6 protein-coding genes (1 of these 6 only partly in view) are annotated in these 26,032 nt (G+C 68.4%); all 6 read left to right on the top strand.

The annotated features are described in order from the left end of the window. Tightly spaced (each overlapping or abutting the next), the 6 genes in view from LZC95_19190 to LZC95_19165 form a layout consistent with a single transcriptional unit that may run on beyond the window. Window positions 1-1,177, top strand: partial view of a type I polyketide synthase gene (locus LZC95_19190; GenBank protein ID WXA98934.1) — the 3' end only. 9,446 nt of this gene lie to the left of the window's left edge; 1,177 of the gene's 10,623 nt are visible here — the last part of the coding sequence; its start codon lies beyond the left edge, outside the window; its stop codon occupies window positions 1,175-1,177. After that, window positions 1,174-13,815 carry an SDR family NAD(P)-dependent oxidoreductase gene (locus LZC95_19185; GenBank protein WXA98933.1) on the top strand — a complete coding sequence of 4,214 codons (12,642 nt, stop codon included), beginning with the start codon at window positions 1,174-1,176 and terminating at the stop codon, window positions 13,813-13,815. Before LZC95_19190 ends, LZC95_19185 begins: the two co-directional genes overlap by 4 nt. After that, window positions 13,802-16,864: a type I polyketide synthase gene (locus tag LZC95_19180; protein WXA98932.1), complete on the top strand. Its 3,063-nt coding sequence runs from the start codon at window positions 13,802-13,804 to the stop codon at window positions 16,862-16,864. Before LZC95_19185 ends, LZC95_19180 begins: the two co-directional genes overlap by 14 nt. After that, the gene (locus LZC95_19175; GenBank protein ID WXA98931.1) at window positions 16,861-22,716 is read left to right on the top strand and encodes an amino acid adenylation domain-containing protein; all 5,856 of its coding nucleotides are present in this window, start codon (window positions 16,861-16,863) and stop codon (window positions 22,714-22,716) included. Before LZC95_19180 ends, LZC95_19175 begins: the two co-directional genes overlap by 4 nt. Continuing rightward, window positions 22,713-25,160, top strand: a complete 2,448-nt coding sequence (locus tag LZC95_19170; GenBank protein WXA98930.1) for an FkbM family methyltransferase — start codon at window positions 22,713-22,715, stop codon at window positions 25,158-25,160. Before LZC95_19175 ends, LZC95_19170 begins: the two co-directional genes overlap by 4 nt. Next, entirely contained in the window at window positions 25,160-26,032 is an 873-nt protein-coding gene (locus LZC95_19165; protein ID WXB00357.1) for a 3-hydroxyacyl-CoA dehydrogenase NAD-binding domain-containing protein, read from the top strand. Before LZC95_19170 ends, LZC95_19165 begins: the two co-directional genes overlap by 1 nt.

Genomic DNA, 26,032 nt, shown 5'->3' with positions numbered 1-26,032 from the left:
CGCCGGGGCACGCGTCACCGTCGCCGCCTGCGACGCGGCCGATCGCGTGTCGCTCGAAGCGCTGCTCGCAAGCATCCCGCACGAGCATCCCCTCACGGCCGTCGTTCATACCGCCGGAACCCTCGACGACGGTGTGCTTGGCGCGCTCACCCAAGAGCGATTGCGCACGGTCCTGCGGGCCAAGGTCGATGCGGCCCTGAATCTGCACGAGCTCACGCGCTCGCTCGACCTGGCGGCCTTCGTCCTCTTTTCCTCGATTGCGGGGGTCATGGGAAGCCCTGGACAGGCGAACTACGCCGCGGCGAACACCTTCCTCGACGCGCTCGCGCACCATCGCAAACGCGGCGGGCTCCAGGCGGTCTCCATGGCCTGGGGGCCGTGGGTGGACGATGGCCGCGGCGTCTCGATGACCGCGCACCTCACCGAGGCCGACCATCTCCGGATGGCCCGCGGCGGAGTGCACGCCCTCACGGTCGGCGAAGGCCTGACGCTCTTCGATGCGGGCCTTCACCTGACCGAGGCTGCGCCGATCGCGGCGCACTTGGACGCGGGCTCGGGCGATGCGACGCATCCCCTGCTGCGGGCCCTCGCACGGCCCAAGGCCCCGCCCCCCGTCGTCACCGTCGTCGATGCACCGGCGGCCACGCCCGCGCTCCGCAAGCGCCTGCTCGGCGTGCCGCCTGCGGATCGGGAGGAGACGCTGCTCGGCGTCATCCGCGGCGAGATTGCGGCCATCCTGGGCATCTCGTTTCCCAATGCGATCGATGCGCACCGCCCGCTGCAAGAGAGCGGGCTCGACTCGCTCATGAGTGTCGAACTGCGCAACCGGCTCTCCGCCCTGACGGGCCTGCGCCTGCCGGCCACGCTGCTCTTCGATCACCCTACACCCGCGGCGCTGACGAGTTTGTTGCTCGAGCAACTCATCGAGCACGAGCCGTCGAAACCACCGGCCATCTTCGAAGAGCTCGACAAGATGGAGCGCGCCCTCTCCGCGTTGGGCTCCGACGAGAGCGTGCGCGATGGCGTCACGCAGCGACTGCAAATGCTCCTCGCCCAATGGATGTCGCAGGCGGCTGCACCGCAAGACGGCGGGCTGGCCACGAAACTGGATGCGGCCTCCGACGACGAAGAGCTCTTCCGACTGATTGATCACGTGAGGACGGAGGCCGTTCTGTGAGCGCGACCGAGGACAAGCTTCGAGAGTACGTCAAGCAGCTGACCATCGATCTTCAGCAAAGCCATCAACGGCTGCGGAAGGTCGAGGAGCGGTCGCACGAGCCCATCGCCATCGTGGCCATGGCGTGCCGGTATCCCGGCGGCGTGAACACCCCCGAGGATCTCTGGGAACTCTTGCGCGACGGGCGCGATGCCGTCTCGGGCTTTCCCGAGGGCCGCGGATGGAACGCCGAAGCGCTCTACGATGCCGACCCGAACGCACCGGGCAAGAGCTACGTGCGCGAAGGCGGCTTTCTCCACGATGCCGACCAGTTCGATCCCGCGTTCTTCGGCATCAGCCCGCGCGAAGCGATGGCCGTCGATCCGCAGCAGCGGCTGCTGCTGGAGACGGCGTGGGAGGTGTTCGAGCGCGCGGGCGTGGATCCGACCACCCTCGCGGGCTCGCAGACCGGCGTCTTCGTGGGCGTCATCTTCAACGGCTACAGCATGCTGCACGCGCCCGAGGACCTCGAGGCCTACGTGGGCTTGGGCAATTATGCGAGCGTCGCCTCCGGGCGCATTGCCTACACGCTGGGACTGCACGGCCCCACCATCACGCTGGACACGGCGTGCAGCTCGTCGCTCGTTGCCATCCATCTGGCATCGCAGGCGCTTCGTCAGGGTGAATGCTCGCTGGCGCTTGCCGGCGGCGTCACGGTCATGCCGACGCCGAACGCGTTCATCGAGTTGAGCCGCCAGCGCGCCCTGGCCCCGGACGGGCGCTGCAAGTCGTTCTCGGCGTCGGCGGACGGCGCCGGCTGGGGCGAAGGCGCCGGCATGCTGCTGCTCGAGCGGCTCTCCGATGCGCAGCGGCACGGGCATCCCGTGCTCGCGCTCGTGCGGGGCTCGGCGATCAACCAGGACGGCAAGAGCCAAGGCCTGACCGCGCCCAATGGTCCGGCCCAGGAGCGCGTCATTCGGCAGGCGCTGGAGAGCGCGCGGCTCGAACCACGGGACATCGATGCCGTCGAGGCGCACGGCACCGGCACGAGCCTGGGCGATCCCATCGAGGGCAACGCGCTCGTCGCGGCATACGGGCGGGCGCACTCCGCGGAGAAGCCGCTCTGGCTCGGGAGCCTCAAGTCCAACGTGGGGCACACGCAGGCGGCGGCCGGCGTGGGCGGCGTCATCAAGATGGTGCTGGCCATGCAGCACGGCATTTTGCCCAAGACGCTGCACGCTGAGGTGCCTTCGCCGCACATCGATTGGTCCTCGGGCACCGTCCGGCTCTTGAACGAGAGCGTGCCCTGGCCGAGCCACGGGCGCCCTCGCCGCGCGGGTGTGTCGTCGTTCGGGATCAGCGGGACCAATGCGCACATCGTGTTAGAGGGTCTCCCCGCCCCCACCCCCCTGCCCGTGCCCGTGCCCGTGCCCGTGCCCGTGCCCGTCGTACTCTCAGGCAAGAGCGACCCGGCCCTCCGAGCGCAAGCAGCCCAGCTGCGGGACCATGTGCAAAAGCACCCCGAGCTAAGTCTCGCGGATCTCGCATTCTCCCTCGCGACCACGCGTTCGCACTTCGAGCACCGCGCCGCCGTCGTTGCGAGCGATCGCCCCGCGCTCTTGAACGATCTCGCCTCCCTCGCCCGAGGCGAAACGACACCCGCGAGCGCGTTGGCGCAGAGCATCGGCAACGGCAAGGTCGTCTTCGTCTTTCCAGGACAAGGCTCCCAGTGGCAAGGCATGGCCAAGTCCCTGCTCGAGACCTCGCCCGTCTTCCGTGCGGAAATCGAGGCCTGCGCGCGCGCCTTCACGCCCTTCTTCCAAGGCTCGCTCCTCGATGTGCTTCACGCCCGCGAGGGTGCACCCTCCCTCGACCGCATCGACGTCGTGCAGCCCGCCTTGTTCGCCGTCATGGTTTCCCTCGCCGCCCTCTGGAAATCCCTCGGTGTCCAGCCCGACGCCGTCGTCGGACATAGCCAAGGCGAAATTGCCGCCGCCTACGTCGCAGGCGCCCTCTCTCTCGACGACGCCGCACGAATCGTCGCCCTGCGCAGCCGCGCCCTTCTGCCCTTCGTCGGCCTCGGCGCCATGGCCGCCGTCGAAATGCCACGCGCCGACCTCGAGCCCCTCCTCGCTCCCTTCGCCGTTTCCATCGCCGCCGTCAACAGCCCACGCTCCACCACCGTCGCCGGTGATCCCGTCGCCATCGACGCCTTGCTCCGCGATCTCGAATCCAGGAACATCTTCACACTCAAGCTCCGCGCCGACGTCGCCTCCCACTGCGTCCAAATCGATGCCCTGCGCGAGCAGCTCTTGGCGGACCTCGCCGCCATCGACCCCAAGGCCGCCGCGATCCCCATCTACTCCACGGTGAGCGCGCGCAAGCTCGATGGCTCCGAGCTCGATGCCGCCTATTGGTTCGACAACATCCGTCACCCGGTTCTCTTCGGCGATGCGGTGCAATCGCTGCTCGGCGACGGCCATCGCTTCTTCGTCGAGATAAGCCCCCACCCCGTTCTCCTCTTGCCCCTGCAAGAGACCCTCGAGGCCAGCGATCTTCCCCACGCCGTCACCGGCTCCCTCTGGCAGGACGAAGGCCAACTCGAGCGACTTCTTCTCTCGCTCGGAGAACTTCACGCCGCGGGCCTCGCCATCGATTGGAACGCCTTCTTCGCACCGCTCGGCACGCACCGTGTGCCGCTGCCCACGTATGCCTTTCAACGAGAGCGCTATTGGCTCGACACCGCCGGCACCAAGGCGGACGTGGCCTCCGCCGGGCTCTCCGCGGCGAACCATCCGCTCCTCGGCGCCGCCACGGCGCTGGCCGACAGCGATGGCTTTCTCTTCACGGCGCGATTGTCGCTCGCCGATCACCCCTGGCTTGCGAGCCATACCGCGTTCGGCACCGTCCTTCTTCCGGGCACCGCGTTCGTCGAGCTAGCGCTCGTGGCGGCGCAGTCCGTGGGGCTCGAGCGAGTGGACGAGCTTACCTTGGAGGCGCCGCTCGCGATTCCACCCCGCGAGGCCATCGTGCTCCAGCTCTTCGTGGGGGCACCCGACGAGGGAGGCCGCCGGCCGCTCGCGATCCATACGCGCGCGAACGGCACGGACGGCGCCTGGATTCGCCACGCCCGCGGCACGCTCGGGGGCGGAACGCAGGGCGCGTTCGACTTCGATCTGAAGGCCTGGCCCCCGCCCGGAGCCACCCCCGTCGATCTCGAGGGCCTCTACCCGCGACTCGCCGCCGCAGGTCTCACCTACGGCACGGAATTTCAGGGACTGCGTGCCGCCTGGCAGCGCGGCGATGACCTCTTCGCCCAGGTCGAGCTTCCCGAGCCCGTCGCCAAAGAGGCCGATCGCTTCGTTCTTCATCCCGCCCTCCTCGACGCGGCCTTGCATGCGCTCGCCGCCGGCACCGCGCGCGATGGCATGGCGACGGCGCTGCCCTTTGCGTGGAGCGGCGTTTCGTTGCGGGCCATCGGGGCATCGGTCCTGCGGGTTCGCTTCGGCGGCACGTCGGAAGAAAACACCGTTTCGCTCGCCCTCGCGGATGCCACGGGTGAGCCGATCGCACGGATCGAGGCGCTCACGAGCCGCCCCGTCTCGCGCGAGCAGCTGCAGCCCACCGCCGCCGATGGCCTCTTGCGCATCGCGTGGACCGAGTCGCCCGAGGCTTCACCGGCCACCGCGCCGCGTTGGGCCCTCCTGGGCCCCGGGGACGTTGCGCACCGCGACCTTGCGCCGGCCGAGCGCTACACCGATCTGGCTGCACTCCGGCGCGCCCTCGACGGCGGCGCCCCGCGCCCGGACATCGTGGTCGCGCCTTTCGCGACCCGCGGCCAGGGAAACACGGTCTCCGCCGTCCACGAGATCCTCGCCAAGGGCCTCGACCTGCTCCAGGCATGGCTCGAGGACGAACGGCTCGCGCCGTCGAAGCTTTTGCTGCTCACCCAAGGCGCGGTCGCCGCGCTCGGCGATCACGATGTCACCGATCTCGCCCATGCCTCGATTTGGGGGCTCGCCCGCTCCGCGCGAAGCGAGAACCCCGATCGCACCATCGTCCTTGTCGACACCGATGGCACGGAGGCATCGCGGCGCGCGCTATCGGTGGCCTTCGATGCACCGGAGAACGAACTCGCGCTGCGCGAGGGGCGCTGCCTCGTGCCGCGCTTGGTCGCGGCGCACGAGAGAGATGCGCTCGTCCCACCGGAGGCACCCGCGTGGCGCCTGGACATTCCGACCAAGGGCTCCTTCGAGAGCCTGACCCTGATTCCCCATCCCGAGGTTCTCGAACCGCTCGCCCATGGTCACGTGCGCGTGGCTATCCATGCCGCGGGGCTCAACTTCCGCGACGTGGTCGACTCGCTCGGCATGCTGACCCGCGATGTCGGCCTGCTCGGCGGCGAGGGCGCCGGCATCGTCACGGACATCGGCCCTGGCGTGACCGACTTCGCCGTCGGCGACCGCGTCATGGGCCTTTTTTCCGCCTCGTTCGGCCCCATCGCCGTGGCGGATCAGCGGACCATCGCGCGCATGCCGGAGGGGTGGACCTTTCTCGAGGGCGCCACCGTTCCCGTGGTGTTTCTCACGGCGTACTACGGATTGGTCGACCTCGCGCGCATTCAGCCCGGCGAGCGCGTGCTCGTGCACGCGGCCGCCGGTGGCGTCGGGATCGCCGCCGTTCAACTCGCGCGGCACTTCGGTGCCGACATCTTCGCCACGGCCAGCCCCGGCAAGTGGGGCACCTTGCGCGCGCTCGGCTTCGACGATGCGCACATCGCCTCGTCGCGCACCCTCGACTTCGAAGCGCACTTTCTGCGCACGACGGAGGGGCGCGGTGTCGACGTCGTCCTCGACTGCCTCGCCCGCGAGTTCGTCGATGCCTCGCTGCGCCTTCTGCCCCGCGGTGGACGCTTTCTGGAGATGGGCAAGCTGGACATCCGCCATCCGGAGACGGTCGCCCAGGCCCACCCGGGCGTGCACTACCGCGCCTATGACTTCTTCCCCGATGCGGGTCCCGATCGGGTGCAGCAGATGCTCCGCGAGCTCTTGGCGCTCTTCGAGCGCGGTGTGCTGCGTCCGCTGCCCGTCACGGCGTGGGACATCCGGCATGCCCCGCGTGCGTTCCGCGCACTCGCCCAAGCGCGGCACGTCGGCAAGCTCGTCTTGACGTTGCCGCGGGCGATCGACGCGGAGGGTGCGGTGCTCGTCACGGGGGGGACCGGTATGCTCGGAGCGCTCGTGGCGCGGCATCTGGTGCGCGTGCATAGCGTACGGCAGCTCGTGCTCATCTCGCGGCAGGGAGAACGTGCGCCTGGTGCAGCGGATCTGCGGCGCGAGCTCGAAGCCGCGGGTGCTTCCGTCAGCATCGCGGCGTGTGATGCTTCCGATCGCACCGCGCTCGAAGCTCTCCTCCGTACCATCTCTCCGAAGCTCACGGCGGTGGTGCATGCCGCCGGCACGCTCGACGACGGCATGCTTCGGTCGCTGACCCCGGAGCGGCTGCACCGCGTGTTGCGCGCCAAGGTCGATGCCGCGTGGAACCTGCACGAGCTGACCGCTTCGCGCGACCTTTCGGCCTTCGTGCTGTTTTCCTCCATTGCGGGCGTGCTCGGAAACCCGGGCCAGTCGAACTACGCCGCGGCCAACGTCTATCTCGATGCGCTCGCGCATCACCGGCGCGCACGCGGCCTTGCCGCCACGTCCATCGACTGGGGCTTTTGGGCCGACAAGAGCAGCATGACCGCGCACCTCGGCGAGGCCGACAAGCAGCGCATGGCCCGCGATGGACTGCGCCCCCTTTCCGCCCAGCGGGGACTCGAGCTGCTCGATGCCGCCCTCGGGCGACCCAACGCCGCCCTCGTCGGCGCAAATTTCGACCTCGCGGTGCTCGGCCGGCAGACGGGCCCTCTCCCGCCCTTGTTCCGCGCGATCGTGGGCGGGCGTGCCTCTCGGCGCACGGCCAGCAACACGGCGGGTGGCTCCTCGCTCGAGCAGCGGTTGCGGGCGCTGCCCGAGGGCGATCGCGAAGGCGCGGTCCTCGACGTGGTTCGTGGCCATGCCGCGTCGGTGCTCGGCGTGACCGCTCCGTCCGCACTCGATCCGCATCGCCCCTTGAAGGAGCTCGGGCTCGACTCGCTCATGGCCGTCGAGCTCCGAAACAGGCTCGCCACCGCCACGGGGCTGCGCCTGCACGTCGCGTTGCTCTTCGACCACCCGACGCCGCTCGCCCTCGCGCGCTTCCTCGGCAAGCAGCTTCTCGGCAGCGCGCCCGAGCCTCGCGCTCTCCCCTCGATGGCCGTGCCGAGTGGCGGCGACGAGCCCATCGCCATCGTGGCCATGGCCTGCCGCTTCCCCGGGGGCGCGCAGACGCCCGAAGCCCTCTGGGAGATCCTCGTCGAGGGCCGCGACACCATCTCCACCTTGCCGGACAACCGCGGCTGGAACGTGGAGGCGATGTACGATCCCGATCCGGAGGCTCGAGGCAAAAGCTACGCGCGCGAGGGCGGCTTCCTCTACGACGCCGATCACTTCGATCCCACGTTCTTCGGCATCAGCCCGCGCGAGGCCCTGGCCATCGACCCGCAGCAGCGGCTTCTGCTCGAGACCTCGTGGGAAACCTTCGAGCGCGCGGGCATCGATCCGAGCACCTTGCATGGATCGCAGACCGGCGTGTTCGTGGGCGTCATCTTCAATGGGTACGGCGGACGGCTTCTCGAGGTGCCCAAGGACCTCGAGGGCTACTTGGGCATGGGCAGCTCCGCCAGCGTGGCGTCGGGCCGCATCGCGTACACCTTCGGGCTGCACGGTCCCACCGTCACGGTGGACACGGCGTGCAGCTCCTCGCTGGTGGCCATCCACCTGGCCGCACAAGCCCTGAGGCAGGGCGAGTGCTCGTTGGCCCTGGCCGGCGGCGTCACGGTCATGGCCACACCGGGCAGCTTCATCGAGTACAGCCGCCAGCGGGTGCTCGCGCCCGATGGCCGATGCAAGGCGTTCTCGGCGGAGGCCGATGGTGCGAGTTGGTCGGAGGGCGCGGGCATGTTGCTCCTCGAGCGCCTCTCCGATGCGAAGCGCAACGGCCACACCGTTCGGGCCATCGTGCGCGGCTCGGCGGTGAACCAAGACGGCAAGAGCCAGGGCCTGACCGCCCCCAATGGCCCGGCCCAAGAGCGACTCATTCTTCGGACACTCGCGCAAGCGGGCCTCACGCCCGCGGACATCGAGGTCGTGGAGGCCCATGGCACGGGCACCGCGCTGGGCGATCCCATCGAGGCACATGCCCTTCTTGCCACCTACGGGCAGGCGCACTCCAAGGACGAACCGCTCTGGCTCGGCAGCCTGAAGTCGAACCTGGGGCACACCCAGGCCGCCGCCGGCGTGGGCGGCGTCATCAAGATGGTGCTGGCCATGCAGCACGGCCTTTTGCCGAAGACACTGCACGCGAAAAACCCATCGCCCCACATCGATTGGTCCTCGGGTGCCATCCAGCTTCTCCAAGAGCCCGTACCGTGGCCCCGGCGCGAAGGCCGGCCGCGCCGCGCCGCCGTGTCCTCCTTTGGCGTCAGCGGCACCAATGCTCACATTATCGTGGAGGATCCCGAGCCCCTGCCCGAGCCCGTGCCCGTGCCCGTGCCCGTGCCCGTGCCCGTCATACTCTCGGCAAAATCGGACCCGGCGCTTCGAGCGCAGGCCGCCCGGCTGCGCGACCATTTGCAAACGCATCCCGAACTACGGCCCCTCGACATCGCCCATTCGCTTGCGACCACCCGCCCGCATTTCGCACATCGCGCCGTCGTCGTCGCCAAAAACCGCACCGAATTGCAAGACGCCCTCGCGGCACTCGCCGCCGGCGAAACGCCGCCGCACGCGGTCACCGGGGAAAGCACCGGCAGCGGCAAGCTCGCCTTCGTCTTCCCGGGCCAAGGTTCCCAATGGCGAGGCATGGCCACCTCGCTGCTCGACAACTCGCCCGTATTCCGCGACGAAGCGGAAGCATGTGCGCGCGCCTTCGAGCCCTACCTCGCGTGGTCGCTGCTCGACGTCCTGCGCGGTGAAGAAGGCGCACCGCCCCTCGAGCGCATCGACGTGGTGCAGCCCGCGCTCTTCACCATGATGGTGTCCCTGGCCGCACTCTGGCGCTCCTTCGGCGTGCACCCCGACGCCGTCATCGGCCATAGCCAGGGCGAAATCGCGGCCGCCTACGTCGCGGGCGCCCTTTCCCGGGACGAAGCCGTCGCCATCGTCGCCCTGCGCAGCCGCGCCCTCGCGCAGTTCGCAGGTCGCGGCAGCATGGCCGCCATCGAACTCCCGCGCAGCGAACTCGCTGCCCACCTCGCGCCCTTCGGCGAGCGCATCTCCGTGGCCGCAGTCAACAGCCCGCGCGCCACCACCGTCGCGGGCGAGCCCGAGGCGATCGACACCCTGCTGCGCGAGCTCGAGTCGCGCGGAGTCTTCGCGCTCAAACTGCGTGTCGACGTCGCATCGCATTGCGTCCAGATCGACGAGATGCGCGAGCAGCTCCTGAGCGAGCTCGCGCGCATCCAGCCAAGGCGCGGCAGCGTCCCCTTTTACTCCACCGTCACGGCCAACGCCCTCGACGGTTCCGCGCTCGATGCCGCGTACTGGTTCGAAAACATCCGCCGGCCCGTCCTCTTCGGCGACACCACGCGGGCATTGCTCGAGTCGGGGCATCGCTTCTTCGTCGAGGTGAGCCCGCATCCCGTGCTCATGCTGCCGCTCGAGGAGAACTTCGATGCGATGCAGACGGCCTCGCCAACCGCCACGGGCTCGCTCTGGCAAGACGAAGGAGACCTCGAACGCGTGCTCCTTTCCCTGGGCGACTTGTACGTCCGCGGACTCGCGGTCGATTGGAACGCGTTCTTCCAGGCCCGCGGTGCGCAGAGGGTGGACCTGCCCACGTACGCCTTCCAGCGCGAACGCTACTGGCTGGATGCCAGCCCGGCGCCCTCGTTGCCGAACTCCGGGCATCCGCTGCTGGGAACGGCCATCGCGCTGGCCGACAGCGATGGGTTCCTCTTCACCTCGCGCGTGTCGTTGGCCGAGCACCGCTGGCTCGAAGGCCACGCCGCCTTCGGCGCGGTGCTCTTCCCCGGTACGGCCTTCGTGGAGCTCGCGCTCGCCGCAGGCCACCACGTGGGCTTCGCGCACCTCGAGGAGCTTACCTTGGAGGTACCCCTCGTGCTCAGCGCGCAGGCCGCGGTGACGCTCCAACTCTCCGTGGGCGCCCCGGACGAAGGCGGCCTCCGCCCCTTCGCCGTCCATGCGCGGCCGGAGAACGCGGCGGAGGACAGCGCGTGGACGAAACACGCGAGCGGCACGCTTGCGAAGAGCGCACCAAGCGCAACAGGCGCACCAAGCGACCTGCATGCCTGGCCGCCGCCCGGTGCCACCGCCATCGCGATCGAAGGGCTCTACGATCGATTCGCCGAAGCCGGCCTTGCTTACGGCGCCGATTTTCAGGGTCTACGCGCGGCATGGGTACGCGGCGGCGAGCTCTTTGCCGAGGTTGCGCTCCCCGAGTCCGCCGCCAAGGACGCGGAGCGCTTTGCCTTGCACCCCGCGCTGCTCGATGCGGCGCTTCACGCCCTGGGCGCGCAGGGGCTCGGTGATGCCTCGAACGGCGTCGTGCTCCCCTTCGCATGGAGCGGCGTTTCGCTGGACGCCGTCGGTGCCACCTCGCTGCGCGTGCGCTTCGTGCGGAGCGCCGACTCCTTCGCGATCGATCTGGCCGATCCTGCGGGCGAGCCCGTGGGGCACATCGAGGCCTTCACCACGCGCCCCGTGTCGCCCGGGCAGCTTCGCACTGCGGGCGCGGTCCGTGACGATGCACTGCTTCGCCTCGCGTGGACCGAAACCGCCATGCCCCTCGCGCAGGAGACGCCGCCGCGCGCGGACTTCGCCATCGTGGGCGATCTCGCCGGCCTCCAGGATCCGCCCCGCGTGCTCGTGGTGTCGTTCCCGCGGAGCGCGGCGACGGAGGTCATCCCAGCAGCCCACGAAGCGACGGTGCGGGCGCTCTCCGTGCTGCAGACGTGGCTCACCGACGAGCGCCTCGCCGCCACGCAGCTCGTGGTGCTCACCCACGGTGCCATCGCCACCTCGCCGCAGGACGACGTGGATCTCGTCCACGCGCCCCTTTGGGGACTGGTCCGCTCCGCGCAGATCGAGAACGCGGACCGCGTCATTCGCCTCGTCGACACCGACGGCACGGAAGCGTCGCGTCTTTCTCTGCCCGCCGCCCTCGAGGCGCCGGAGTTGCAACTCGCGTTGCGTCAGGGTCGCATCCTCGTGCCCCGGCTCGAGCCCGCGCGCAGCAAGGACGTTCTCACGGTGCCTCCCGAACCGGCGTGGCGCCTTGATGCCCCGACCCGTGGAACCCTGGACAGCCTCACGCTGGTGGCGCACCCCGAGGCCCTCGAGCCGCTGCGTGAAGGCCAGGTGCGCATCGCCGTGCGTGCGGCAGGGCTCAATTTCCGCGATGCGCTCAATGCACTGGGCATGTACCCGGGCGCGGGGCCGCTCGGCGGAGAGGGCGCCGGCGTGGTGCTCGAAGTCGCCCCGGACGTCGCGACGTTTGCGCCGGGCGATCGCGTCATGGGCCTCGTTCCCGCGGCATTCGCGCCCGTCGCCGTCACGGATCATCGCGTCCTCGCGCCGATCCCCGAGGGGTGGACCTTCGCCCAGGCGGCCAGCGTGCCGGCAGTCTTTCTCACCGCCTACTACGCGTTGGTGGAGCTCGGGCGGCTTCAACCCGGCGAGCGCCTTCTCGTTCATGCGGCCACCGGCGGCGTGGGCATGGCCGCCACGCAGATCGCGCGCCACATCGGCGCCGAGGTATTCGCCACCGCGAGCCCGGGCAAATGGGAAACCTTGCGCGCGCTCGGATTCGACGACGCGCACATTGCCTCGTCGCGCACGCTCGACTTCGAGGCGCAATTCCTCGACGCCACCCAAGGGCGCGGGATGGACGTCGTGCTCGACAGCCTCGCACGCGAGTTCGTCGATGCATCGCTCCGCCTTCTTCCGCGCGGCGGTCGCTTCATCGAAATGGGCCGGAGCGACATTCGCGATCCAGACGCCGTCGCCCAAACGCACCCCGGCGTGGCCTACCGCGCCTTCGACCTCGCCGAGGCGGGCCCCGAGCGCATCGGACGGATGCTGTCCACCCTTCTCGCGTGGTTCCAGCGCGGCACCTTGCATCCCCTGCCCATCACGGTGCAGGACGTGGGTCACGCGCCTCGTGCCTTCCGCACCATCGCGCAGGCGCGCCACATCGGCAAACTCGTTCTGACCATTCCGCAGGCCTGGAACCGCGACGGCACCGTGCTCGTCACCGGCGGCACCGGCACGCTCGGGTCCCTTTTGGCGCGCCATCTCGTCGAAGCCCACGGTGTGAAGCATCTTCTGCTCACGTCACGCCAGGGCGCGCGCGCCCCCGGCGCCGAGGAGCTGCAACGCGAGCTCGAAGCCGCAGGCGCGTCCGTCACGCTGGCCGCGTGCGACGTGGCCGATCGCTCGGCGCTGCAAGCGCTCCTCGCGGCGGTTCCCCGCGAGCGGCCGCTGAGCGCGGTGGTGCATGCCGCGGGCACCCTGGACGACGGGGTCGTCGGCTCGCTCGCCCCGGCGAAGGTCCATTCCGTTCTGCGCACGAAGCTCGATGGTGCCGTGAACCTGCACGAGCTCACCGCATCGCTCGATCTGGCGGCCTTCGTTCTCTTCTCCTCGCTTTCCGGCGTGTTGGGAAGCCCAGGCCAGGGCAACTATGCGGCGGCGAACGCGTTTCTCGACGCGCTGGCGCACCATCGCCGGGGCCGCGGACGCGCCGCGCTCTCCCTGGACTGGGGCCACTGGGCGAACGAAACCGGGATGACCGCGCACCTCACCCGCGCCGATCTCCAGCGCATGGCCCGCGGTGGACTGCGCTCGCTCGAATCCGGTGAAGGGCTCTTGCTCTTCGACGGTGCGCTCGCCTCCCCCGACGCGGTCATCGTCCCGGCGCGCTTCGATGCGGTGGCACTCGGCCGGCAGGGCGACGCGCTCAGCCCGTTGCTCCGAGGCCTCGTGCGCGCCCGGGCCTCACGCCGCCTCGCGGGGCGCATCGCCGACGCCTCCTCGTTGCGGCAGCGACTCGGCGCCCTCACGCCCGAGGCGCGCAGCCGCACCTTGCTCGACCTCGTTCGCGGTGAAGTCGCCACGGTGCTCGGCCTCGCATCGCCGGAGGCCCTCGATTCGCATCGCCCGTTGCAGGAGCTCGGCCTCGACTCGCTCATGGCCATCGAGCTGCGCAACCGCCTCTCCGCGGCGACGGGGTTGCGTCTTCTGGCCACGCTCCTCTTCGACCATCCCACGCCCGCGGCCCTGGCCAAGGTCTTGCTCGAGCGGCTGCTGCCCGACGAACCCCACGACGCCACCGCCAGCGCCCTCGACGACGTGGAGAGCAAGCTGGTGGCGCTCCACGCGAACGAGAGCACCCGCCAGGCGATCACCGTTCGGCTGCAGGCGCTCCTGCAGAAGTGGACCGGCCCTCGTCTTTCCACCGACGCGACGTTCACCCAGGAGGTCGACGCGGCCAGTGCCGACGAGCTCCTTCGCCTCATCGACAAGACGTTCGGAGACTCCGCCAATGTCAGCAGTTAGTGAAGCCAAGCTCACCGAATACCTCCGGCGCATGACGCACGAGCTGCATGCCGCGAAGGCCTACGCGCAGCAGCTCGAGGAGAAGGCACGGGAGCCGATTGCCATCGTGGCCATGGCCTGCCGCATGCCCGGCGGCGTGCGCTCGCCCGAGGAGCTGTGGGACCTTCTGCGCGAAGGCCGCGACGCGGTCTCCGACTTGCCCGACAACCGCGGGTGGGACGTCGAAGCGCTCTACGATCCGGATCCCGACGCCAAGGGAAAGAGTTCCACGCGGCGCGGGGGCTTTCTCTACGACGCCGATCACTTCGACCCCACGTTCTTCGGCATCAGCCCGCGCGAGACGCTGGTCATCGACCCGCAGCAGCGCCTGCTCCTGGAGATCTCGTGGGAGACCTTCGAGCGCGCAGGGGTCGACCCCACGACCCTCACCGGCTCGCAGACCGGCATCTTCGTCGGCGTGGTCTACAACGACTACGGGGCGAGGTTGGTCGATGTGCCCGATGGGCTCGAGGGGTACGTCGGAATGGGCAGCTCGGGAAGCATGGCCTCGGGCCGCATCGCGTACACCTTTGGCCTGCAGGGGCCGACCGTCACCATCGACACGGCCTGCAGCTCGTCGCTCGTGGCGATTCACCTGGCCTGCCAGGCGTTGCGCCAGGGCGAATGCTCGCTCGCCCTCGCGGGCGGCGTCACGGTCATGGCCACGCCGGGCGGCTTCACGGCACTGAGCCGCCAGCGCGGCCTCTCACCCGATGGACGATGCCGGGCGTTCTCGGCGGACGCGAACGGCTCGGGGCTCGGTGAGGGCGCGGGCATGCTCCTGCTCGAGCGCCTCTCCGACGCGAAGCGGAATGGGCACCCGATCCTGGCGGTCGTCCGCGGCTCGGCGGTCAATCAGGACGGCAAAAGCCAAGGGCCGACGGCCCCCAATGGTCCCGCGCAGGAGCGCGTCATTCGCCAGGCGCTCGAAAGCGCCCGCCTCGGCCCCGAGGCCATCGACGCCGTCGAGGCCCACGGCACCGGCACCACGTTGGGCGATCCCATCGAGGCGCAGGCGCTCTTTGCGACCTACGGCCGCGCGCACTCGAAGGAGATGCCGCTCTGGCTGGGGAGCCTCAAATCCAACGTGAGCCACACCCAGGCGGCCGCCGGTGTGGGTGGCGTCATCAAGATGGTGCTGGCCATGCAAAACGGCGTTTTGCCCAAGACGCTGCACGCGGAAAGCCCTTCGCCGCACATCGATTGGTCGTCGGGGGCCATTCGGCTCCTCCACGAGCCCGTCGCCTGGACCAACGTCGCCGAGCGCCCCCGGCGGGCGGGCGTCTCCTCGTTCGGCATCAGCGGGACGAATGCGCACGTCGTCCTGGAGGAGGCACCGGCCCTGGATCGCGACCCACGCGTCCCGCGCGTCGGCCCGTCGGCGAAGGCCGTGCCGCTCGTCATTTCGGGCAAGACCGCGCCCGCGCTGCGAGCCCAGGCCGAACGGCTCCACGCGCACCTGGCCGCGCACCCCGAGCTCGAACTCACCGACGTCGCCTGCGCGCTCGCCACCACGCGCACGCACTTCAAGCATCGCGCCGCGCTCGTCGTTTGCGATCGCGAGCAGGCCATGGCCGGCCTCGAGGCCATCGGCCGCGGGGAGGTTCCGTCGAACGCCGCCGTGGAGCAAAGCACCGGCGAGCGCCGCGAGGGAGCGGACATCGTCTTCGTGTTCCCGGGGCGGGGCTCGCCGTGGCCGGACGTGACGCATTCGCTGCTCGAAAGCTCGCCGGCCTTCCGCGAGCAACTCGAGGCCTGCGCGCGCGCATTTCCCACGCAGGACACGGAATCCAGGTCCTTCTCCATGGCCGTCGCCCTCGCCGCGCATTGGCGCTCGATGGGCATCACGCCCGATGCGGTCGTGGGGCACGGCGACGGCGAGATTGTCGCCGCGTACGTGGCCGGCGCGCTCTCGCTGGAGGATGCCGCCGCGATTGTCGCTTCCCGCAGCCGTTTGCGCGCGCTCTTCGCAGGGCGCGACCGCATGGCCTCCGTCGATCTCCCACACGCCGAGCTCGCGCCGTACCTCGCTCCGTTCGGCACGCGCGTGCGCGTCGCCGCCATCAACGCACCCCGCTCCTGCATCGTCGCTGGACCTTCGGACGACATCGAGGCCCTGCTTCGCGCGCTCGAGTCGAACCAGATCTTCGCCCTGAAGCTCGCGGCCGAAGCCATGGCCTTGCCGGCACACCTCGACCCGGCCGTCGCCGGACTCGAAGGCATCCGCCCGCAACCCGAGCGCATCCCGCTGTACTCCTCGGTGAAAGGGACGAAAATCGACGGCGCCGCACTCGACGCCCGCTACTGGATCGAGGCGCTCGAGCGGCCTGCGCTCTTCGAGGCGGCCACCCAGAGCTTGCTCGCCGAAGGGTACCGCTTCTTCGTCGAGATCAGCGCGCATCCGGTGCTCGTGCTGCCGCTGCAGGAGACCCTGGAAGACCGCAACGCCGGCCATGCCGCCGCCGTGGGCTCGCTCTGGCAGGACGAAGGACACATCGAGCGCCTCTTGCTGTCTCTCGGCGAGCTGCACGCACGCGGGTGCGCGGTCGATTGGAAAGCCTTTTTCCAGCCGTACGAAGCGCGCCGCGTGAACCTTCCCACGTACGCCTTTCAACGCCAGCGATTCTGGCTCGAGGCCCGTCCGGTCCTGCCCGTGCCCGACACCGCGAAGCCGCAGCCTACCGCGTCCTTCGAGGCGGCGGGCGAGGGCATGGGCCCGATCGAAAGCGCCGTGGCCGGCGTGTGGGCCGAGATTCTCGGCACGGCGCCGGGCCTCCACGACAGCTTTTTCGAGCTCGGGGGCCAATCGCTGATGGCCACGCAGATCCTTCTGCGCCTTGCCGACACGTTCGACGTCGAGGTCCCGCTGGCCGACATGCTCGCAAACCCGACGGTCGCCCACACCGCTTCGCGGATCGAAGCCCTCCTGCTCGAGCGTGTGGCCGCCCTTTCCGACGACCAGATCGAGCACGAGCTCGCCCACTCGCCCCTGGAGAACGCCTCGCCATGAGTGAACGCACCCTTTCGCCGGCACAGCAAAAGCTGCTCGAACGACTCCGGCACGCCAAGCCTGCGAAGCCCGCCGTCGCCGCCGTCCGACGCGAACCCGACGGCACGCCTGCCCCGCTCTCGTTCACGCAGCAGAGGCTGTGGTTTCTCGAGCAGCTCCTGCCCCGCCACGACGTGTACACGCAGCCGCTCGGCTTTTTGCTGCACGGAAAGCTCGACGTCGCCGTGCTCGAACGCTGCCTCGCGGAAATCGTGCAGCGCCACGAGCCTCTGCGCACCACCTTCCCGGCCGTCGATGGCCGGCCCGTGCAACGCATCGTCGTCGTGCGCGGTCCCCTTCTCCAGGTGGACGACATCTCGCACGAGGAGCGCTCGAATCGCCAGGCTCGCGCCGTCGCATGGATCCGCGACGAAGCACAGCGCGCGTTCGACCTCGTCGAAGGGCCGCTCTTTTCGGCGCGGCTGCTCCGGCTCGCCGAACGCGAGCACCTGCTCGTCCTCAATGGTCACCACATCGTGAGCGACACGTGGTCGTTCGGCCTTCTCATTCGCGAGCTCGGTGCGCTCTATCCAGCGTTCGCACGCCATCGCCCGTCACCGCTTCCCCCGCTTCCCATGCGCTATGCGGATTTCACCCGCGCGCAGCACGAGCAGGTCCGGGGCCCTGCGTTCGCACGCCACCTGGCCTACTGGAAATCCAAGTTGGGCAAGGTTCCACCGCTGCTCGACGTTCAAGGCGATCGCGCCCGCCCGCCGCAGAAGTCGTACACCGGAGGCCTCGTGCGGCGCCGGCTCGATGCCGAGCTTTCCACCGCGCTGACCCGTTTGAGCCAGCGCGAAGGCGTCACCCCGTTCATGACGCTTCTGAGCGCGTTCAAGGTCCTTCTCCTGCGCTACACGGGGCAGACGGACATTCTCATCGGCTCCACGCACGCAGGGCGCTCGCGTCCCGAGGTGGAACCGCTCTTCGGCTTCTTTGCCAACACCGTCGTCCTGCGCACCGATCTGGGAAGCGATCCCACCTTCCGCGAGCTCCTCGGAAGGGTGCGCACCACCGTGAGCGAGGCGGCCGACCATCAGGAGATCCCCTTCGAGCTCTTGGTCAACGAGTACCAGGCGGCGCGGGACATGAGTTACAACCCGCTCTTCCAGGTCGGCTTCGTCTTGCAGAATGCACCTATTTCGGCGCTCTCGCACCTGGACGAAGATCTGGTCCTCACGATCTTCCACCCGCAGGCCCCCGAGCCGCACCGCCTGCCCGAGTCCGGGCTGGAGCTCGACCCCATCGAGATCTACAACGGCTCGTCGAAGTTCGATCTCTGGCTCTCCATGGCGGGCAACGAGAGCGGCCTGGCGGCGGCGCTGGAGTACGACGGCGACCTTTTCGATCGCGACACGTGCGAGCGGCTCATGGATCACTTCGAGGTGCTGCTCGGCGGCATCGTCGCGGATCCCGGCCGCAAGCTATCGCAGTTGCCCATCCTCGCCCCGGGCGAACGCGAGCGCCTCGTCGTCCAGTGGAATGCCACGCATGCCGATTATCCCGGCAAGGAGAAGCTCCTTCACGAGCTGATCGAAGCACGCGCCGCCGAAGACCCCTCGGCCATTGCCCTTCGGTTCGAGGATCGGGAGCTCACGTACGCCGAGCTGGATGCCCGTGCCAACCATCTGGCGCACGAACTCGTCGAGCTGGGCGTCGGGCCCGACGTGTTCGTCGGCCTGTGCGTCGAGCGGTCGCTGGCCATGATCATCGGCATGCTGGCGATTCTGAAGGCCGGCGGAGGCTACGTTCCCATCGATCCGACGTACCCCGCGGATCGGCAGGCCTTCATGCTGCGGGATGCGGCGGTGCGGGTCGTGCTCGTGCAGGCGCATCTTTCTTCGCAGGTGCCCGACGTGGGCGCGCCCGTGCGGATCATCGGTGACGAACCTGCGGGCGCGCGTGCCGATGCGCCGCCGCGCAAGACAACGCGGGAGCATCTCGCGTACGTCATGTACACCTCCGGTTCGACGGGAAATCCAAAGGGCGTCCTGATCCGGCATCGCAACATCGTGAACACGATCTTGTGGATGCAGGCGCAGTACCCGCTCACCGCCGCCGATCGCGTCGTGCAGAAGACGCCCTTCACGTTCGACGTGTCGCTCCTGGAGATCTTCCAGACGCTGTCGGTGGGCGGCTGCCTGGTGATGGCCCGCCCGGGAGGTCACAAGGACGCGACGTACCTGGCGCAGCTCTGCCAGCGCGAACGCATCACCACGTTGCACTTCGTGGCGTCGATGCTCCAGGTCTTTCTGGAGGATCCCGACGCGCCGAACTGCCGCTCCTTGCGCCGCGTCTTTGCGAGCGGTGAAGCGCTCTCGTACGCGCTCATGGAGCAGTTCTACGAGCGCATGCCTTCGAGCATCGAGCTCCACAACATGTATGGCCCGACGGAGATTTCCATCGAGGCCACGTTCTGGGCGTGCCAAAAGGACGCGAGCCGGCCCGTGGTGCCGATCGGGCGCCCCATCGGGAACACGCAGATTTACATCGTGGACGAGCACCTCGAGCCCGTGCCCACGGGCAGGCCGGGCGAGCTTTGCATCGGCGGCGCGGGTGTGGCGCTCGGCTATTTGAATCGACCGGAGCTCACCGCCGAGAAGTTCCCGCGCGATCCGTTTGCCGCCGAGGAGGGGCGGCACTTGTACCGCACCGGCGATTTGGCACGGTACCGCCACGACGGGATGATCGAGTTTCTCGGGCGGCTCGACGACCAGGTCAAGGTTCGCGGCTTCCGCATCGAGCTGGGCGAAATCGAGGCCGCATTGCGCCAGCAGCCGATGGTCAAAGATGCCGTGGTGATGGCGCGCGCAGACGCCGGGCGCCAGTCCTTGGCGGCGTATGTCGTGCCGGATCGCGATGCAAACGATGCGCGGACCGGACGTCTCGAGCACGTGCAAAACTGGAGTGTAGCCTTCGACGATACCTATCGCGCGCCGCGTGCATCGCGGCCCGAGCAGGACTTCAGCGGCTGGAACAGCAGCTACACGGGCGAGCCGTTGCCCGACGAGGCCATGCAGGAGTGGGTCGACACGACGGTCACGCGCATCCGAGCGCTGCGTCCCTCGCGGGTCCTGGAGTTGGGCTGCGGCACCGGGCTCTTTCTGCTGCGCCTCGCCCCCGAGTGCGCCGCCTACCATGCGACGGACATCTCCGCGGTGGCCATCGAAGCCTTGGAGCGCGAGGTGCGCGCGCGCGGTCTCCAGGGCGTGACCTTGTCGCAGGCCGAGGCCAACGCCTTCCCGAGCGAGCCGGAAGCGTACGACGTCATCATCCTGAATTCGGTCGTCCAGTACTTCCCGAGCCTCGATTACCTGCGCGACGTTCTGTCAAAGGCTGCCCGCGCGCTGCGGCCCGGCGGGGCGATTTTCGTGGGCGACGTGCGCAGCTTGCCGCTTCTCGAGACGTTTCACCGCTCGGTGCAGATCGCCAAAGCGCCGGCGTCCCGCTCGAGCGAGGAGATCCAACGGCGCATCCGCCACGCGATGGCCACGGAGAACGAGCTGGTCATCGCCCCCGCGTTCTTCACCGGACTCGAAGCGCTGGTGTGCGAGCGCATCCTGAGCAAACGCGGGCGCCATCGGAACGAGTTGACCCAGTTTCGTTACGACGTGATCTTGCGGCGGGGCGAAGCCGAGGGTGCGCCCGAGCTGGAGGCGAACGACGAGGTGCACGACGAGCTGCGCGCCGTCGAGGACATCCACCGTTGCCTCGCCTCGAACCGGCCGGCGCGGCTTTCGTGCACGCACCTGCTCGATGCGCGGCTCGCTGCGTTTTTCCGCGAGGCACACGAGAGCGATGCGGTGCCCGTCGACCCCGAGGATCTCTTCGCCCTCGGCGAGGAGATGGGCTACGAGGTCGACCTTCTCGGCCGCGACGACGCTCCCGGCTACTTCGACGTGCGCTTCCGCGAGCCTGGCGTCGCGGCGGGCTTTTTCGGTCCCAGGCCGTCGGCCGATGCCGAGCTGGGGACACACCCGCTTCGCCAGCGACTCGCCGCGGTACTGGTTCCGGGCTGGAAAAAGGGCCTGCAGCGCATCCTGCCCGATTTCATGATCCCGCCGACGTTCGTGCTGCTGGACGCCATTCCCATCGGCTCGCATGGAAAGGTCGACCGGTCCGCGCTTCCGGAGCCCGCACCGACGCTGGCGGACGCGGAGGTGGTGTACGTGGCCCCGCGCTCGCCGATCGAAGAGACGTTGGCCGGCATCTGGGCCGAGACCCTCGGGCTCGAGTCCGTGGGAACCGCGAACAACTTCTTCGCCTTGGGAGGCGATTCGATCCGCAGCATTCAAGCGGTCGCCCGCGCCCGGCGCGCCGGTTTGAACCTCACCGTGGAGCACCTCTTTCGAAATCAGACCATCGCGGAATTGGCCGCGACCCTGCAGCACGAACCAGCGGCGTCCGCGCTCGATCGACCCACCTGGACCCGAGCTTCGTTCGACGTCGACACGACGAACATCGCAGTGGAAGACATCTACCCGGCCTCGCCTGGCCAGGCATACCTGCTGGCGCAGCGGGAGACCAACCCGGAGCCGGGGCTCTATGCGCTGTTCGGCGCCATTCCGATCCCTGGGCTCGACACCGCCGCCTTTACGCGTGCGTGGCAGACCCTCATCGACCGCCACCCTGCCCTTCGCACCTCGTTCGCCAAGACGCGCACCGGCGACGGACGTTACGTGCAGATCGTGCACACGAGTGCGCCCGCGCCCATCGAAGAACTCGATTGGCGGGACGTGCCCCCGGCGGAGGTGGAGCCCCGGCTGCACGCGTACATCGCCCATGCGCGGGCCGAAGGCTACCGCCTCGAAGACTGCCCGCAGATGCGCATCGCGTTCATCCGGACCGCGGAGGCCCACCATTGGGCCGTCATCGGGTTCAACTACCTCCAGCGCGATGGCTGGAGCACCATGCTCCTTCTCGAAGAGCTGCAAACGCTCTATGCCGCCTACTCCGCCGGCAGCGCGCCTTCGTCGCAGGAAAAGCCGGGCGTCTCCCCCCGTGCCTACCTCGAACGCGTGGAGCGGCAAGACCTCGGCGCCAGCGAGGCATTCTGGCGCGCCAAACTGCAGGGCCTTCGTCGCACCACGAACCTCGTCGAGAGCCTCGGTGGACACGCGATCACCTTGGCCGATGGCGAGCCCGCGTTCGCCAAGCAGCACACGTACCTGGACGCCGCCACCACCGAGAAGCTCGTCGCCGTATCGCGCGAGGAACGGATCACGCTCAACACGCTGGTGCATGGCGCGTGGGCACTTTTGCTCGCCGAGTACACGAAATCGCAGGACCTCGTGTACGGCGCCTTGGTATCCGGCCGCGCCCCCGAGATCCCGAACATCGAGGGCATGGTGGGCATGCTCACGAACATCCTGCCCGTGCGGCCGCCGTCGCCATCGCGCTATCCGACGTTGCGCGCGTGGCTACGCGCACTCCAGAACGACTTTCTGGAGCTGCGGCGGCACGAGCACAGCTCGCTCTCCGACGTCAAACGCTGGAGCGAGCTTCCCCGAGAAGGCCACCCCTTCGAGAGCTACATCGTCATGGAGAACGTTCCCATGGCGCAAAGCGTCGCGTCGATGCTCGATCCCGCCTCGCCGTTCACGCTCACCCAACTCGGCTTCCCCCTGCGCGTGGAGGTCTGGACCGGCTTGAGCCCCGAGATTCTCTTCCTGCTTCACTACGATCGCCGTCTCTTCCGCGACGGCGTCATCACCAGCGTGCTGCGCGACATCGAACGCGCGATGGCCTTCATGACGAGCGCAATGAACCTTCCACCGTGCCTCGAACGCGGCGAACGGAGCAAGACTGCATGACCACTTCTTCGGAATCGTTTCACCTCTCCAGCGATGTGCAGCTCGCGCTGCTCGCAGCCCCCAATGCCACGGACTTGAACACCGGCCTCGATGGCATCCGCCAGCAGCTCGCCGGCGCACCGCAACCCGATCCTCTGATTCGGATTCACTCCGCGGGACCGGGGGCGCGCGGACATCGGGGCGCGTTGCTCTTCGATCGCGCCAAAGGGGCCGTGGTCGCACGCGAATCCTCCGCGCAGCTGGCCGCATCGGGCGCGATTGCGTTCATGTTCCCCGGTCTCGGGGATCACTACCTGGGCATGGGGCTCGAGCTCCATCGGACCTTGCCGGTGTTCCGCGAGCACTTCGACCGGTGCGCCGAGCTGCTGCAGCCGGAGCTGGGCGTCGACATTCGCACGGTGATTCACGCGGCCTCGAGCCAGCCCACCCCGGCGCCGCGCGGCGGTGTCGACCTGCGCCGGATGCTCTCGCGCGACCAGCGGGAGGCAAGCCCCGAGGAAAAACGGCTCAATGAAACAAGGCATGCCCAACCCGCGCTCTTCGTCATCGAGTATGCCCTGGCGAAGCAGTGGCAGGCGTGGGGTGTGACCCCGGCGTCGATGATTGGCTACAGCGTCGGTGAGTACGTGGCCGCGTGCCTCGCGGGCGTGCTCTCCCTCGAAGATTCACTGACCTTGGTGGCACGCCGGGCGCAATTGATCGAGACGCTGCCCGCCGGCGCGATGATGGCCATCATGCTCTCGGAACGAGAGCTCGTGCCTCTGCTCGGGGAGCACCTCTCGCTCTCGGCCGTCAATGGCCCCGAGTTCTGCGTGGCCTCGGGCCCGCCCGAGGCGGTGGATGCGCTTCACATCAAGCTCCGCGAACGCGGCGTCGCCTCCCGGCGCGTGCAATCGTCGCATGCATTCCACTCGAAGATGATGGAACCCATCGCCGATCGCATGACCCGCCTCGCGGAGGGCTTTCGCCGCAACCCGCCGCAGATCCCGTACGTCTCGAACGTCACGGGAAAGCCAATCACCGCGGCGGAGGCCACCGATCCGGCCTATTGGGCCAAGCACCTTTGCCGCCCGGTGCGTTTCGCCGACGGACTCGAGGCGCTCGATGCCCGCACGCTGCTCGAAGTCGGGCCCGGCCAGACCTTGAGCAGTTTGGTGAAGCCCGGCTCCCAGCGCACCGTCATCCCGTCGATGCGCCACGCCTTCGATCCCAAGCCGGACATGGCCGTCTTGCTGGGCGCCGTCAGCCGGCTTTGGCTCAGCGGATCGAGCGTCGAGTGGGAACGCTTCCCGGAGGCTCCCCTCGCCGTTTCGCCCGCCGCGGAGGTCGCGCACACCACGAAGGACGAGAGCGGCCCGCGCCCGCTTTCCACCAAGACGGAGAAGGAGCTCGCCGCCATCTGGCAAACCCTTTTGAAGTGCAGCGTGAGCACCGCCGATGCCCACTTCTTCAAGCTGGGTGGCAACTCGCTCGTCGCGACGCGGCTTCTCGACCGGCTGTCGCGCGGCATGCGCGTGAAGCTGCCGCTGCGCCGCATTTACGAAGCCCCCACCCTCGAAGAAATGGCGGCCGTCATCGATGCGCAGCGCAATCCCGGAGCGGCTCCGGGGCCCGCCGCGCGGCCTGCGACGCAAGCGGCCCGCACGCCCGAGACGCCGCTTTTCCGTCTACCGAATGGCCTCGAAGTTGCGCACCAGAACGAGGCGGAGACGCTCCACTTCTACGACGACATCTTCGCGCATCGCTCCTATGTCAAACACGGCATCGTGATTCCCGACGGCGGCTGCGTGTTCGATGTGGGCGGCAACATCGGCCTTTTTACCGTGTTTGCACACACCGAGGCGAAGAACGTCCGCATCTTCACCTTCGAGCCGGCGCCTCCGCTTTTCGAGATCATCCAGCGCAACGTGGCCCGACACGGCATTCGCGCCACCGTCTTCAACGTGGGATTGTCCAACCAAGAGCGCCAGGCGCCCTTTACCTTTTATCCGCATAGCGCGGGCATGTCGTCCTTTCACCCGGACGAAGCCGAGGAGCGCCAAAACCTCAAAACGATCATGGAAAATCAGCGTCGCACGGGCGACGCCAAAGTGGACCAAATTGGCGCACACACCGAGGAACTCCTCGACGTGCGCTTCTCGGCCGTCCACTTCACCGCCAAGCTGCGCCGCCTGAGCGACGTGATCCGCGAGCAAAAGATCGAGCGCATCGATCTGATGAAGGTGGACGTCCAGAAGTGCGAACTCGAGGTCATCGAGGGCATCGACGACGCCGACTGGCCCAAATTCTCGCAGATTGTCCTGGAGGCCCACGATGCGGACGGGCGCGTGGGCAAACTCGTGGAGCTCTTCGAGCGCCGCGGCTTCTCCGTGAAGGCCGAGCAGGACGAACTTTACGTGGGCACCAACATTTTCAACATTTACGCCATTCGCAAAGGACAATGATGGACTCGACACTCGAATTGGAATTCACCTCCGTCGGCGTCGTGGGCGCGGGCGTCATGGGGGTCGGCGTCGCGCAAGACCTCGCACAAACCGGCCATCACGTGGTGCTGGTCGACATTTCCGATCAGGTGCTCGAACGCGCCCGAAAGGAAATACGCAACGGCGTGCGCGCGTTCGCGCTATTTGGCAAAGCCGAGCGAAAAATCGACGTCAAAGAAGTGCTGGAGCGCATCACCTTCACGACCGATTACGCGCGCCTGGCGAATGTCGATTTCGTCATCGAAAATGTGACGGAAAAGTGGCCCATCAAAAAAGAGGTCTACGAGCGCATCGACCCCATTTGCCGGCCGGAAGTGGTCTTTGCCGTCGATACCTCGGCCATCTCCATCACGCGCGTCGGATCGGTCACCAAGCGCCCGGCGCAGGTGCTGGGTATGCATTTCATGAATCCGGTGCCCCTCAAGCCCATGGTCGAGGTCATTCGTGGCTTTCATACGACCGAAGGGACCATCGACACGGGCAAACGACTGCTCGCCGAGATGAACAAGTCCGCGGTGGTCGTCGAGGACGTACCTGGATTCGTCTCCAACCGCGTCCTCATGCTCACCATCAACGAGGCCGTCTTTCTCGTGCAAGATCGCGTGGCCAGCGCCGCCGACGTGGACAAGATCTTCAAGGGTTGCTTCGAGCACAAAATGGGGCCACTGGAGACGGCGGATCTCATCGGGCTCGATACCATTCTTTATTCGATCGAAGTCCTCTACGAGAGCTTCAACGACGACAAATACCGCCCCTGCCCTTTGCTCAAAAAGATGGTGGACGCGGGCCTCCACGGCCGCAAATCGGGCCGCGGCTTTTACGACTACTCCTGA

This window comes from Sorangiineae bacterium MSr12523 (genome assembly GCA_037157775.1).
Taxonomy (GTDB): Bacteria; Myxococcota_A; Polyangia; order Polyangiales; family Polyangiaceae; genus Pendulispora; species Pendulispora brunnea.
Note: the sequence above shows the minus strand (reverse complement) of the source record. Positions and strands in the feature narration are given on the sequence as shown.